Origin of the sequence: Aerococcus viridans (assembly GCF_001543285.1) — a bacterium.
Classification (GTDB): Bacteria; Bacillota; Bacilli; order Lactobacillales; family Aerococcaceae; genus Aerococcus; species Aerococcus viridans.
In genome coordinates this window covers 2,167,410-2,181,110 of the sequence record NZ_CP014164.1, presented here as the reverse complement: position 1 = coordinate 2,181,110, position 13,701 = coordinate 2,167,410, and the positions used below count along the sequence as shown (strand labels likewise).

11 protein-coding genes and 1 pseudogene are annotated in these 13,701 nt (G+C 46.2%); all 12 read left to right on the top strand.

The annotated features are described in order from the left end of the window. Nucleotides 1–684: a phosphoribosylformylglycinamidine synthase subunit PurQ gene (purQ, locus tag AWM76_RS10155; RefSeq protein ID WP_003142095.1), complete on the top strand. Its 684-nt coding sequence runs from the start codon at nt 1–3 to the stop codon at nt 682–684. Beyond that, entirely contained in the window at nt 681–2,912 is a 2,232-nt protein-coding gene (gene purL, locus AWM76_RS10150) for a phosphoribosylformylglycinamidine synthase subunit PurL (RefSeq protein ID WP_003142093.1), read from the top strand. The genes purQ and purL overlap by 4 nt, the downstream gene beginning before the upstream one ends. Next, nucleotides 2,888–4,339 carry an amidophosphoribosyltransferase gene (gene purF, locus AWM76_RS10145; protein ID WP_003142092.1) on the top strand — a complete coding sequence of 484 codons (1,452 nt, stop codon included), beginning with the start codon at nt 2,888–2,890 and terminating at the stop codon, nt 4,337–4,339. Before purL ends, purF begins: the two co-directional genes overlap by 25 nt. Before the next feature lie 65 nt (nt 4,340–4,404). Continuing rightward, the gene (gene purM, locus AWM76_RS10140; protein ID WP_003142090.1) at nt 4,405–5,439 is read left to right on the top strand and encodes a phosphoribosylformylglycinamidine cyclo-ligase; all 1,035 of its coding nucleotides are present in this window, start codon (nt 4,405–4,407) and stop codon (nt 5,437–5,439) included. A gap of 10 nt (nt 5,440–5,449) precedes the next feature. After that, nucleotides 5,450–6,031 carry a phosphoribosylglycinamide formyltransferase gene (gene purN, locus AWM76_RS10135; protein ID WP_039935260.1) on the top strand — a complete coding sequence of 194 codons (582 nt, stop codon included), beginning with the start codon at nt 5,450–5,452 and terminating at the stop codon, nt 6,029–6,031. Nucleotides 6,032–6,033: 2 nt separating this feature from the next. Continuing rightward, a complete protein-coding gene (purH, locus tag AWM76_RS10130) occupies nt 6,034–7,572 on the top strand; it encodes a bifunctional phosphoribosylaminoimidazolecarboxamide formyltransferase/IMP cyclohydrolase (protein WP_003142086.1) in 1,539 nt (512 codons plus the stop codon). Between the two features lie 75 nt (nt 7,573–7,647). After that, nucleotides 7,648–8,916 carry a phosphoribosylamine--glycine ligase gene (purD, locus tag AWM76_RS10125; protein ID WP_003142084.1) on the top strand — a complete coding sequence of 423 codons (1,269 nt, stop codon included), beginning with the start codon at nt 7,648–7,650 and terminating at the stop codon, nt 8,914–8,916. A gap of 44 nt (nt 8,917–8,960) precedes the next feature. Further along, nucleotides 8,961–9,449 carry a 5-(carboxyamino)imidazole ribonucleotide mutase gene (gene purE, locus AWM76_RS10120; protein WP_003142083.1) on the top strand — a complete coding sequence of 163 codons (489 nt, stop codon included), beginning with the start codon at nt 8,961–8,963 and terminating at the stop codon, nt 9,447–9,449. After that, entirely contained in the window at nt 9,433–10,569 is a 1,137-nt protein-coding gene (gene purK, locus AWM76_RS10115) for a 5-(carboxyamino)imidazole ribonucleotide synthase (RefSeq protein ID WP_172545067.1), read from the top strand. Before purE ends, purK begins: the two co-directional genes overlap by 17 nt. 12 nt (nt 10,570–10,581) lie before the next feature. Continuing rightward, nucleotides 10,582–11,877 carry an adenylosuccinate lyase gene (gene purB / locus AWM76_RS10110; protein ID WP_003142079.1) on the top strand — a complete coding sequence of 432 codons (1,296 nt, stop codon included), beginning with the start codon at nt 10,582–10,584 and terminating at the stop codon, nt 11,875–11,877. 170 nt (nt 11,878–12,047) lie between these two features. Continuing rightward, nucleotides 12,048–12,803: a helix-turn-helix domain-containing protein gene (locus AWM76_RS11175; RefSeq protein ID WP_003143816.1), complete on the top strand. Its 756-nt coding sequence runs from the start codon at nt 12,048–12,050 to the stop codon at nt 12,801–12,803. Next, nucleotides 12,761–13,594 (top strand): annotated as a pseudogene (locus AWM76_RS10100) (IS3 family transposase); the annotation flags it as partial. The gene AWM76_RS11175 and the pseudogene AWM76_RS10100, both read left to right, overlap by 43 nt. Between the last annotated feature and the right edge of the window lie 107 nt (nt 13,595–13,701).

The window sequence follows — 13,701 nt, the reverse complement described above, 5'->3', positions numbered from 1 at the left end:
ATGAGATTTGCAGTGATCCAGTTTCCAGGTTCCAATTGCGATGTCGATCTGCTTCATGCAATCAGAGACGGTGTAGGAGAAGAAGCTGAATACGTGCCTCACACTGCAGAAAGTCTGGACGGCTTTGATGGTGTCCTGCTTCCTGGAGGTTTTTCGTATGGTGATTACTTAAGAAGTGGTGCCATCTCCCGCTTTTCAAATGTGATGAGTGAAGTGACTCGCTTTGCAGAGGAAGGCAAGCCAGTCTTTGGTACCTGCAACGGATTCCAGATTTTAGTTGAAGCAGGACTTCTGCCTGGGGCTTTGCAGCGTAACGAAAACCTTCATTTTATCTGTAAGACAGTGGAACTGGAAGTGGTCAATAACCGGACGAAATTTACCTCTGAATATGACAAGCAGGAACTCCTCACCATACCCGTCGCTCATGGCGAAGGGAATTATTACTGTGATGAAGAGACACTTGCGGAACTGAAAGCCAACAATCAGATCGTATTCACCTATGCGTCAGACAATCCGAACGGCTCAGTTGAAAATATCGCAGGGATTATAAACAAACAAGGCAATGTTCTGGGTATGATGCCGCATCCTGAGCGGGCAGTCGAAGATCTTTTAGGCTCAAGTGACGGGCTGCGCTTTTTCGAATCGATGGTCAAGAACTTTATAAAGGAGACTGCAGAGGTATGAAGACATTACATGAACCGACGGCCGAACAGATCAGAGATCAGAAAATCTATGCTCAGTGGGGACTGACGGATGAAGAATACCGCATGATTTCCGAGGACATAATCAAACATCTGCCTAACTATACGGAAACTGGCCTGTTTTCAGTTATGTGGAGCGAGCACTGCTCATATAAAAACTCCAAACCGGTGTTGAGAAAATTCCCGACAGAGGGACCTCAAGTGCTTCAAGGTCCTGGTGAGGGTGCCGGAATCGTTGATATTGGAGACGGTCAGGCCGTTGTGTTTAAAGCGGAAAGTCATAACCATCCATCCGCTGTTGAACCTTATGAAGGGGCGGCGACAGGTGTCGGAGGCATCATTCGTGATATTTTCAGTATGGGTGCCCGTCCGATTGCGATGCTGGATTCTTTACGGTTCGGTGAACTCGACAACGAACGGACAAAGTATCTGCTTGAAGAAGTCGTGGCAGGAATCGGCGGCTACGGCAACTGTATCGGGATTCCGACAGTCGGCGGAGAAATTGCCTTTGATCCCGTCTACAGAGGGAACCCGCTGGTTAATGCCATGTGTGTCGGTCTGATCGACCATGAGGATATTCAAAAAGGCCAGGCTAAAGGGATCGGTAATACGATCATGTATGTCGGAGCCAAAACAGGTCGTGACGGCATTCACGGCGCAACCTTTGCTTCGGAAGAATTCAGTGATGAAGAAGAGGCTGAGCGTTCAGCTGTACAAGTTGGCGATCCGTTTATGGAAAAACTTCTGATGGAAGCATGCCTGGAACTGATCCAGGACCACAGCGATATTCTCGTCGGTATCCAGGATATGGGAGCCGCGGGACTGGTCTCATCCAGTTCAGAAATGGCATCAAAAGCGGGAAGTGGACTGATCCTTAATCTGGACGATGTGCCGCAACGTGAAGCAGGCATGACGCCCTATGAAATGATGCTCTCGGAGTCTCAGGAACGGATGCTGATCTGTGTGACGAAAGGCTCTGAAGATCGTGTTAAAGAGCTGTTCTCACGTTATGAACTGGATGCAGTAACTATTGGAGAAGTGACTGGTGACGGGCAGTATCGTCTGTACCATGAAGGAAGACTGGTCGCTGACTTACCGGTAGACGCATTGGCGGAAGAAGCACCTGTCTATCATAAACCATACACTGAGCCGGAACGTATTCAGGCATTTAAAAAGCTTGATCCATATAAACCGGACATCACTGATACAGAAGAAACATTGAAACAACTCATGCAGCAGCCTACAGTTGCTTCAAAAAAATCGATTTTTGAAACATATGATTCAATGGTCAGAACAAACACCGTGGTCGGTCCAGGAAGCGATGCGGCAGTTCTGCGCATCAGAGGGACCCGCAAGGCGCTTGCCATGACGACTGACTGTAATGCCCGCTACCTTTATCTCGATCCGGAGAAAGGTGGACAGATGGCTGTAGCAGAAGCAGCAAGAAATATCGTGGCAAGCGGGGGCGAGCCACTGGCAATAACGGACTGTCTGAACTACGGGAATCCCGATAAGCCTGAAGTGTTCTGGGAGCTGTGGACATCCGCGGATGGGATTGCCAAAGCCTGTACGACATTAAATACACCTGTCATTTCAGGAAACGTATCGCTATACAACGAAACAAATGGGGAAGCGATCTATCCGACACCTATGATTGGCATGGTCGGACTGGTCAAGGATCTAGATCATGTGACAACATCAGAATTTAAACAGGCTGGGGATAAAATTTTCGTCATTGGGGAAACAGAAGCTGACTTTAACGGATCTGAACTGCAGAAAATGCAACTGGGGAGAATCGAAGGAGAGCTTTTCGATTTTGATATAGATAAAGAAAAAATGATTCAGGATAAAGTTCTGCAGGCGATTCGTGAAGGACTTATTCAAAGTGCGCATGACTGTTCTGAAGGTGGACTGGCCGTGGCGCTGATGGAATCAGCCTTTGGGAATGAGCTGGGGCTGTCTGCGACACTAGATATGCCGTCAGAGTGGCTGTTTTCAGAATCGCCGTCCCGTTTTGTTCTATCTGTCAGACCTGAAAACGCCGAAGCAGTCAAAGAAGTATTTGGACAAGATGCCGTTAAAATCGGTGAAGTAAAAGATACACGAATCGCTGAAATCCGTACGCAGACGGAAGAGCTGACTATTGATGTTAAAGAATTGAAAGACTTATGGGAAGGAGCCATTCCTTGGTTGCTGAAATCAAAAGCTTAAATGAAGAATGTGGCGTATTCGGTGTGTGGGGACACCCGGATGCAGCTCAGCTGAATTTTTTCGGTCTGCATAGCCTGCAGCACCGCGGTCAGGAAGGCGCAGGGATTGTGACCAATCGCAATGGGCGTCTGAAAGGACACCGTGACTTGGGACTTTTATCTGAAGTGTTTAAAGATGAACGTGAACTGATCCGCCTGTCGGGAGAAGCTGGGATTGGACATGTCCGTTACAGCACTGCCGGTAGCAACAGTATCTTAAACATTCAACCGTTCCTGTTCAAGTTTCACGATGAGGAGCTGGCGCTGGCCCATAATGGGAATTTGATCAATGCAGTGAGTCTGCGCCAGGAACTCGAGCAGGCTGGGGCGATTTTTCATTCAAACTCGGATACTGAAATCCTGATGCACCTGATCCGCAAAAGCAAGCAGGATACACTGATCGACCGAATCAAAGAAAGTCTGAATACCGTAAAAGGTGCGTTTGCTTATGTCATGCTGACGCCTGATGCATTGATCGGTGCACTGGATCCGAACGGTTTCCGTCCTTTATCCATTGGACAGATGGAAAATGGTGCCTACGTACTTGCAAGTGAAACCTGTGCCCTTGATGTTGTCGGAGCAGAATTTGTCCGTGCCGTTCAGCCGGGTGAACTGGTTATTATCGATGATTCGGGTTACCGAATCGAAACCTATACTGACCAGACACTGCTTCAGATCTGCTCCATGGAATTTATCTACTTTGCTCGCCCGGATTCAAATATTGCTGGAGTCAATGTCCATACTGCACGTAAGAATATGGGCAAACGTCTGGCTGAAGAAGCACCGGTCGATGCAGATATGGTTATCGGTGTCCCTAACTCATCTTTATCCGCAGCTAGCGGGTATGCAGAAGCGAGTGGGATCCCTTATGAAATGGGACTAGTCAAGAACCAGTATGTTGCACGCACATTCATCCAGCCGACTCAGGAACTGAGAGAACAAGGTGTAAGAATGAAACTCTCTGCTGTTCGAGGTGTGGTGGCCGGTAAGAAAGTGATCATGGTGGATGATTCCATCGTTCGCGGCACGACTAGCCGACGCATCGTTCAGTTATTGAAAGAAGCTGGAGCAGCGGAGGTACATGTCCGCATTTCATCTCCACCTTTGAAATACCCATGTTTCTACGGAATCGATATTCAGAACCAGAAAGAACTGATTGCTGCAGATTATTCAGTGGAAGAAATCCGAGAGAAAATCGGTGCAGACAGTCTGTCATTTTTAAGTGTCGAAGGGACAGTGGACTCGATCGGACTGAAGTTCGATGCGCCACATAATGGTCTGTGTATGTCTTACTTTACTGGAGACTACCCGACACCTTTATATGACTATGAAACAGACTATATGAATACTCTGGCTAAACTCAGAGAAAGCAAGCCGTTAAGGGTATAAAAAACAAGACAAGACCGGGCTGGTCAGACTTCAGCCGGTCAGAAAAACACAGGAGGATCTGTTATATGGGAAATGCCTACACAGACGCAGGCGTCAATGTCGAAGCAGGATACGAAACAGTTGAACGAATAAAGAAATACGCTGAACGAACGGAACGCCTTGGTGTGATGGGTGCGCTGGGAGGTTTCGGCGGAGCATTTGATCTGTCTGTTGTCGACGTGAAAGAACCGGTCCTCGTATCTGGGACGGACGGGGTCGGCACGAAACTGCTGATTGCGATCCAGCAGGACAGACACGATACGATCGGCATCGACTGTGTGGCGATGTGTGTGAATGATATTTTAGCTCAAGGTGCTGAGCCACTATATTTTCTGGATTATATTGCAACGGGGAAAACGGTTCCTGAGAAAATGGAACAGATCGTTGCAGGCATTTCTGATGGGTGCGTCCAGGCAGGTGCAGGCCTGATCGGCGGAGAAACGGCTGAGATGCCTGACATGTATGGGGAAGAGGACTACGATGTTGCGGGATTCTGTGTCGGTGTGGTGGAAAAAAGCCGTATGCTGACTAAGGATCACGTTAAAGCCGGCGACAAGCTGATTGGCTTGTTATCCAGCGGCATACATTCTAACGGCTACTCACTGGTCAGAAAAATCTGTTTTGAACAGAATAAGTTGGGTTATGATTTTAAGCATGCGACCTTAGGGGACGACACTTTAGGCCAGGCTCTGCTTGAGCCGACAAAAATCTACGTGTCTGCTGTACTGCCTCTATTAAAGGAAGGCTGGGTACACGGCATTTCTCACATTACAGGCGGCGGATTCATTGAAAATCTGCCACGCATGTTACCAGAAGGCTTATCCGCAGTAGTCAGAAAAAATACTTGGGAAATACCTGGCATTTTTACTCTGCTTCAGGAGTATGGAAAACTTGACCGTGATGAAATGTACGGCTATTTCAACATGGGAATCGGCATGGTTCTTGCTGTTCCGGAAGAACACGAAGCAGCAGTGCTTAAAAGCTTAAAAGATTCCGGAGAAAAAGCAGTCACCATCGGAGAAGTCAGAGCAGATGAAAATGAGGCGATCCGTTTTGAGTAAAGCTGGACCAATCAGACTAGCCGTTTTTGCTTCCGGGAGCGGATCGAATTTTGAAGCACTTGTGAAGGCGATTAGAAAACAGACGATAGAAGCAGAAGTGGCTCTGCTCGTAAGTGACAAGCCTGACGCTTTTGCTCTGAATAGAGCCGATACATTGGCTGTTCCCTCTGTTTCATTTTACCCGAAACAGTTTCCTTCAAAAGAAGTCTTTGAGAGAGAGGTTTTAGATCATTTGAAAGAAGCAGACATCGACCTGATTGTCCTGGCCGGTTACATGCGAATCATCGGGCAGACTTTACTGGAAGCATTTGACAATCGAATTATTAATATTCATCCGTCATTGCTTCCGCTTTATCCCGGGAAACAGGGAATACAGGATGCATTTGATGCAGGAGCCAAAGAAACGGGTGTGACCGTACATCTAGTGGATGAAGGCATCGATACCGGGACGATACTGGCTCAGGAAAAAGTTGTTATCGATCCAGATGATACGATAGAATCACTAGAGGAGAAGCTTCATGCTGTCGAGCATGTGCTGTATCCTGAAGTCATTCAGACTTATATAAAAAATTTGCAGAAGGAGTATGCCTAACTATGACACGTGCACTTATCAGTGTATCAAACAAGACCAATATCGTTGACTTTGCTCAGGCATTAGTCAGACAGAACATAGAGATTATTTCAACAGGAGGGACGAAAAAAGTCCTGGACGAGGCTGGGATTCCAACCTTGTCGATCGAAGAGGTCACCGGTTTTCCTGAAATGATGGACGGACGGGTCAAAACGTTACACCCGCTGATCCATGGGGGACTGCTGGGCCGTCGGGATCTGAACACTCACCGTTCGGCTATGGCTGAACATGAGATCACTCCGATCGACTTTGTCTGTGTGAATCTGTATCCGTTCAAAGATACGATTGCCAGACTCGAAACGACTAGAGAAGAGGCCATCGAACAGATCGATATAGGCGGACCAAGCATGCTTAGAAGTGCGGCTAAAAACCATGCAGCAGTTACAGTCATTGTAGATACTGATGACTACAGTCAAGTGATCAAGGAGCTGGAACAAAACGGTGAGACCTCTCTCAAGACTAGACAACGTCTGGCAGCTAAAGTTTTCCGTCACACGGCCGCTTATGATGCTCTGATAGCTGATTATCTGACTGCGCAGGTTGAAGAAGAAACTCAGCCAGACAGTTATACACAGACATTTGACGTGAAGCAGACTCTAAGGTACGGCGAAAACAGTCATCAAACTGCCGTTTTCTATGAGGCTCCCCAAGCAAACAGTTTTTCCATTGCTAAGGCCAAGCAGCTTCACGGAAAAGAACTGTCATATAATAATATCAAGGATGCAGATGCATCTATACGTATCGTTCGTGAATTTAACGGACCAGCAGCTGTAGCGCTTAAACACATGAATCCGTGTGGAATAGGAATTGGTGAGTCGATAGAAGAAGCCTTTGACAGAGCCTATGATGCAGACCCTGTGTCTATTTTCGGTGGCATCGTCACAGTAAATGAAACAGTCACAGCTGAACTGGCAGACAAATTAAGTAAAATCTTCCTTGAAATCGTCATTGCTCCTGGTTTTTCTGAGGATGCCTTGGAAGTCTTGACCAAGAAGAAAAATATTCGTCTGCTTGAACTGGATTTTTCTGAAGCCAGACAAGGTGGAAAAGAATCCGTGTCCGTACTTGGCGGCCTGCTGGTCCAAGACCAGGACTGGGTCAACGAAGAAGATGCTCCTGAATGGTCAGTTGTTACGGACAAGGCCCCAACTGACAGCCAGATGCGTGCACTGAAACTGAACTGGAAAGCAGTGAAGCATGTGAAGAGCAACGCCATTGTCGTAGGGAACGACAAGCAGACCTTAGGCATCGGAGCCGGTCAGATGAACCGGGTCGGAGCAGTCAAGATTGCCATTGAACAGGCAGGGAAGCAGGCAGAAGGTGCGGTCATGGCCAGCGATGCCTTTTTCCCGATGGATGACAGTGTGGAATATGCTGCCAAGAACGGGATTAAAGCAATCATTCAGCCAGGTGGGAGCATCAAGGATCAGGCGTCGATCGACAAGGCGAATGAATACGGCATCGCCATGGTCTTTACAGGAATGCGTCACTTTAGACATTGATCAATAAAAGAGAGGGAAACCTCTCTTTCGTTTTATACATAGATTATATTTAGGGATTTTAAAGGGGAGAAACATGTGAAGTTACTAGTGATTGGATCAGGTGGACGTGAACACGCGATTGCCAAAAAACTGCTGGAGGGCAGCCAAGTCGAGCAGGTGTTCTGTGCACCGGGAAACCCGGGGATGACTCGTGACGGTATAACCGTGCTGAATATCAGTCAGGAAGACCATGCGTCGTTAATTGATTTTGCCAAAAAAGAAAGTGTTGAATGGACCATCGTTGGCCCGGAAATCCCCCTGTTTAATGGCATCGTGGATGATTTCCAGGCTGAAGGGCTCGCAATTTTTGGCCCATCAAAAACTGCGACTCAGATAGAATCATCAAAGGCGTTCGCTAAAGAGCTGATGACCACCAATGCTATTCCGACAGCAGATTACAAGTCTTTCGATCAGTATGAAGAAGCTAGACGTTACATTGAAAAAGGAAACATTCCAGTCGTCATCAAGGCTGATGGATTGGCCGCAGGTAAAGGAGTCGTTGTAGCTGAAACGATGGAAGCGGCACTTGATGCCCTTGATGACATGATGCTGGATAAAAAATTCGGGGACCAGAACACGCGTGTAGTCATCGAAGAATACCTGACGGGAGAAGAGTTTTCCCTTATGGCTTTTGTTAAAAATGAGAAGGTCTATCCGATGGTGATTTCACAGGATCATAAGCGCCTGCTTGAAAGGGACAAAGGTCCGAACACTGGAGGAATGGGGGCCTATGCTCCAGTTAAGCATATATCTGAAGCTGTAGTAAAAGAAGCGACTGAAAAGATACTCCTGCCGGCTGCGACAGGGATGGTAAGAAACGGGACGCCTTTTACGGGTATATTATATGCCGGAGTCATGGCAACAGACGATGGACCTAAAACAATCGAGTTCAATGCCCGCTTTGGAGATCCGGAAACGCAAGTGCTGATGAACCGTCTGGAATCCGATCTCGCAGAAGCCATTTCAGCTATTCTTAATGACCAGGAACCCGGTCTAGTCTGGAAACAGGAGGGCATCAGTCTTGGGGTGGTAGTTGCCTCAAAAGGCTATCCAGAAGCTTACGAAAAATATAGACCATTGGACCTGCCTGAAATAGGCAATCAGATGAACCTGTACTTCGCAGGCGTATCAGAAACCGCAGGAAAGCTGGTTTCAAACGGCGGCCGTGTCTATTTAGTCGAAGCAGCTGGGGAAACAATCGAAGAAGCGCAGGAAGCTGTCTATTCAGCGCTTGAAGCCGTAGATACAAGCGAGTATGTCTACAGGGAAGATATCGGAAACAGAGCGGTTATGAACGGGAAATAAGCAATAAGGTAAAATGGAACCATAACTATTAGGAGGCGTTTGATTTGGCAATTGAAGTAGGGGTCGTCATGGGAAGCACATCCGACTGGGAGACGATGAAACATACCTGTGAGGTGCTGGATGAACTGGAGGTAGCTTACGAGAAAAAAGTGGTCTCCGCTCACCGGACACCGGACTTGATGTTTGATTATGCTGAAGAAGCGCGCGGGCGGGGGATCAGAGTGATCATCGCTGGAGCGGGAGGCGCAGCACATCTTCCAGGAATGCTGGCAGCGAAGACGACGCTGCCGGTCATCGGCGTGCCTGTTCAGTCAAAGGCGCTGAACGGTCTGGACTCACTCCTGTCGATCGTACAGATGCCGGGAGGAGTCCCTGTTGCTACCGTAGCCATTGGCAAGGCTGGGGCAACGAATGCCGGTCTCCTCGCCGCTCAGATGTTGGGAGCCTTTCAGCCTGAACTGGCCGACCGAATCGAAAATAGAAGAGAAGCCTTGAAACAGAAGGTAATGGAAAGTAGTGATGAACTTGTCTAAACTGATCAGACCGGGAAGTACAATAGGCATTATAGGTGGGGGACAGCTGGGACGGATGATGGCTTTTTCTGCTAAGGAAAGAGGCTATCGGATTGCTGTGCTTGACCCGACTCCAGACTGTCCGACAGCCCAAGTGGCGGATCTGCATATTGAAGCAGCTTATGATGATCTGGACGCTTTGAAAGAACTGGCCAGATCAAGCGATGTGCTGACCTATGAATTTGAAAATGTCGATGCCGAAACAATCGAACACGTTCTTGAGGCAGTGGAAATTGCAGTTCCCCAGGGAACCAAGCTTTTACTTAATACCCAGAATCGCCTGACTGAAAAAGATTTTCTGAAAAAGTCAGGGATTCCTATTGCCGCTTATGCTAAAATTGAAACGGAAGAAAATTTGAAGAAAGCCATAGAAGGTCTTGGCTATCCATGTGTCCTGAAGACTGTTCAAGGCGGTTACGACGGGAAGGGTCAAGTCGTTCTGGAATCGGATGCTGATTTTGAAGAAGCCTCGGCTCTTATAAAAAAAGGGACATGTGTCCTGGAAGAGTGGGTGTCATTTGAAAAGGAACTTTCTATTATGGTGGCTCGTAATGCCTCAGGGAATGTGGTCACCTTGCCTGTTTCAGAAAACATCCATGAGAACAATATCCTTCTTAAGAGTATCGTACCGGCACGCGTGTCAGAAGAGGTGATGGACGAGGCACGACAGATTGCTGATACCATCGCTGAAAAGATGACCTTATCAGGTGTCCTGGGTGTGGAACTCTTTTTGACTTCTGAAGGAAAGCTCTATGCCAATGAACTGGCGCCGCGTCCGCATAACTCCGGACATTATTCTATCGAAGCCTGTTCAGACTCACAGTTTGACCTGCACATACGTGCAATCTGCGGCTATCCTCTTGCTGAAGTGGACCTTCTCAAGCCTGCTGTAATGGTCAATATCCTGGGTGAGCACTTTGACCAGGCACTGAAACTGAACAGCAGTCAGCCAGCCTGGCATGTACATGATTACGGCAAGAAAGAGGTCAAGACCGGGCGAAAGATGGGGCACGTGACCATACTGACGGCTGACACCGAGAAGACACTGAAAGACATTGAAGAAACGAAAATCTGGAATTAGGAGACTGGTATAATGATCGAACGCTACACGCGACCTGAAATGAAAGAATTATGGTCAGAGGAGAACCGCTACAAGTCATGGCTGGAAGTTGAGATCCTAGCTGATGAAGCCTGGGCCGAACTGGGAGAGATTCCTAAAGAAGACGTTCAGAAGATCCGAGCGCATGCCTCTTTTGATATTGCCCGTATTCTGGAAATCGAAAAAGAAACGAAACATGACGTGGTCGCTTTCACACGAGCCGTTTCTGAAACGTTGGGAGACGAAAAGAAATGGGTCCACTACGGATTAACCAGTACAGATGTCGTTGATACAGCTTACGGTTACCAGCTGAAACAGGTCAATGATGTACTCAGAAAAGACCTTCAGCAGCTGCTTGAAGTTATCGGTGAAAAAGCGAAAGAGCATAAGCATACGGTGACCATGGGACGCACGCACGGTGTTCACGCTGAACCGACTACCTTTGGTCTGAAGCTGGCGCTCTGGTATTCAGAAATGAAACGCCACATCGAACGGTTCGAACACGCAGCTAAAGGCGTAGAAGCCGGAAAAATCAGTGGAGCAGTTGGAACGTTTGCCAATATCCCGCCATTTGTTGAAAAGTATGTCTGCGATAAACTGGGAACGCGTCCTCAGGAAATTTCGACCCAGGTTCTGCCGCGCGATCTGCATGCGGAATATATTAGCACCATTGCCCTTATTGCAACCAGCGTTGAAAAGTTTGCGACCGAAATCAGAGGCCTGCAGAAGTCGGAAACTAGAGAAGTGGAAGAAGGTTTTGCTAAAGGTCAGAAAGGCTCCTCAGCAATGCCTCACAAACGTAACCCGATCGGATCTGAGAATATGGCCGGACTGGCGCGTGTGATCAGAGGGCACATGGTGACAGCTTACGAGAACGTCAGCTTATGGCATGAGCGTGATATTTCGCACTCATCTGCGGAACGCATTATTTTGCCTGACAGCACGACCCTGCTAAACTACATGCTGAACCGATTTGCCAATATCGTCTGCAATCTGACCGTGTTCCCTGAGAACATGAAACGCAATATGGATGCAACACTTGGTCTGATCTACAGCCAGCGTGTATTGCTGAAGCTGATCGATAAAGGCCTCAGCCGGGAAGAAGCTTACGACCTGGTTCAGCCCAAAACTGCCATTGCTTGGGATGAACAGACAGCATTCCAACCACTGCTTGAAGAGGACGAGAAGATTATGTCCATTCTGAATGCTGAAGATATCGAAGATGCTTTTGACTATAACTACCATCTGAAAAATGTAGATGAAATATTTGAACGTGTTGGACTGAATTAATTAAAGCACCTGTCGGGACAGTAAAAGGGATTGTTTCGGCAGGTGTTGTTTTTGTTGCGGATTGACTGGAATAATTGGTTCTATAATAAATAGTGTTGGTGAGATTTCATGTGATATGCTCCCCCTAAAGTAGACACTTAAAAAAGAAAAATTACTTTAGGGGGATTTTTATGCGTTCAAACAGTAAACATACAACTGAAGAAATCGAAAGATATATTTTGATGTATCTGAATGAAGGAATCAGTTTCAAAGAATTAAAAGAAGCCTATGGTTTATTAATTAATTGGACGTCCTTTTGGGATAAAGTCTTAAGATACCAAGAGCATGGAATTAGTGGGATTCAAGTTAAATCTAAGTACAATAAATATAGCAAAGAATTTAAGGACTTAGTTGTGAAAGAATATTTAGAAGATAGATTACCTATAGGTCAGCTAGCTGTTAAATATAATATCCCAAAAGTTGATACTGTCAGGAGCTGGATAAACAAGTATACTAAAGGGGAAGAAATGAGGAGCTATTCTCCAAAATCCGAGGTGTATACGATGACAGATAAAAAATCAACACAAGAAGAAAAAATCAAAATAGTCCAAGACTGCCTAGCTAATAGTTTATCTTATAAAAAAACTGCTGAGAAGTATCAGGTATCCTACAATAACGTGTATTCATGGGTTCAAAAATATAAGAAGCATGGTCCTGACGGACTAGTAGATGGACGAGGTCGCGGCAAACCAAACTCTGTTCAAACGGAAGAAGAAAGAATCCGGGCTGAAAATGCAGCTTTAAGAGCACGAAATGAGTATCTAGAAACGGAGAACGTAGCGTTAAAAAAGTTAGAAGAAGTGGAAAGAGAGTTGATGTCACGCAAACGAGGTATGAAGCGGAATACCAAACGATCAAGAAACTACAAAAAGAAGGATACAAAGTAATCCATCTCTGTGATGCTTTGGGTGTGAGCAGAGCGGGTTATTATAAGTGGTTGAAACGCAAGCCGACTGCGTCGGAAAAACGGCTTCGAAAGCTTGTTGAATTAATCCTTCAAGTCTATGAAAAGCATAAAGGTATTTATGGCTATCGTCGAATAACTATCTATCTGAACTACTTCATGAACGCTAAAGTAAACCATAAGTGTGTCTATCGTTTGATGAAATTACTGAACTTGAAAGCTGTTATCCGTCGGAAACGATATCGTTACAAGCCCCACAATCCTGCACATATCGCCGATAATGTCCTCAATAGAGAATTCCGAAAGGACTATCAATCGATGGAAGTCTTATTAACCGATGTGACTGAATTTAAGTATGGAGAGAACGCCAAAGCTTATCTTAGTGCCATATTGGATTATGGCGAAAATAAGATCGTAGCCTTTAAACTATCGAAACGTAATGATAATGCCTTAGTTCGTGATACAGTTCGCCAAATTGAAGACAAGATTATATCAACCCAAACGCTTATTCATAGCGATCGGGGATATCAATACACGTCATACGACTTTAATAATTTTGTGAAGAAACATCAACTCACCCACAGTATGTCTCGTGTGGGGAAATGCATTGATAACGGTCCAATGGAGAACTTTTGGGGAATTATTAAAGAAGAAATGTATCGGCTGAAGACTTATGTGAGCTTTGAAGAATTAGAGAATGATATTAAACAATATATTGGGTTTTATAACACTCAACGGGTGACGTTAAAAATGGGCTTAAGCATTCCGGCATAAAAAAAGCCATGGATGAAAAGTATCATACATGGCACAAAAATTTTGTTTATTTACCTGTCTACTTGACAGGGTGCAGTTCAATGTTGAATCTCATTGACACTATTTTT

Bases quoted from the DNA above. Each gene is read 5' to 3' on its own strand.
- purQ (WP_003142095.1), top strand. From the start codon at position 1: ATGAGATTTGCAGTGATCCAGTTTCCAGGTTCCAATTGCGATGTCGAT.
- purL (WP_003142093.1), top strand. From the start codon at position 681: ATGAAGACATTACATGAACCGACGGCCGAACAGATCAGAGATCAGAAA.
- purM (WP_003142090.1), top strand. From the start codon at position 4,405: ATGGGAAATGCCTACACAGACGCAGGCGTCAATGTCGAAGCAGGATAC.
- purH (WP_003142086.1), top strand. From the start codon at position 6,034: ATGACACGTGCACTTATCAGTGTATCAAACAAGACCAATATCGTTGAC.
- purB (WP_003142079.1), top strand. From the start codon at position 10,582: ATGATCGAACGCTACACGCGACCTGAAATGAAAGAATTATGGTCAGAG.
- AWM76_RS11175 (WP_003143816.1), top strand. From the start codon at position 12,048: ATGCGTTCAAACAGTAAACATACAACTGAAGAAATCGAAAGATATATT.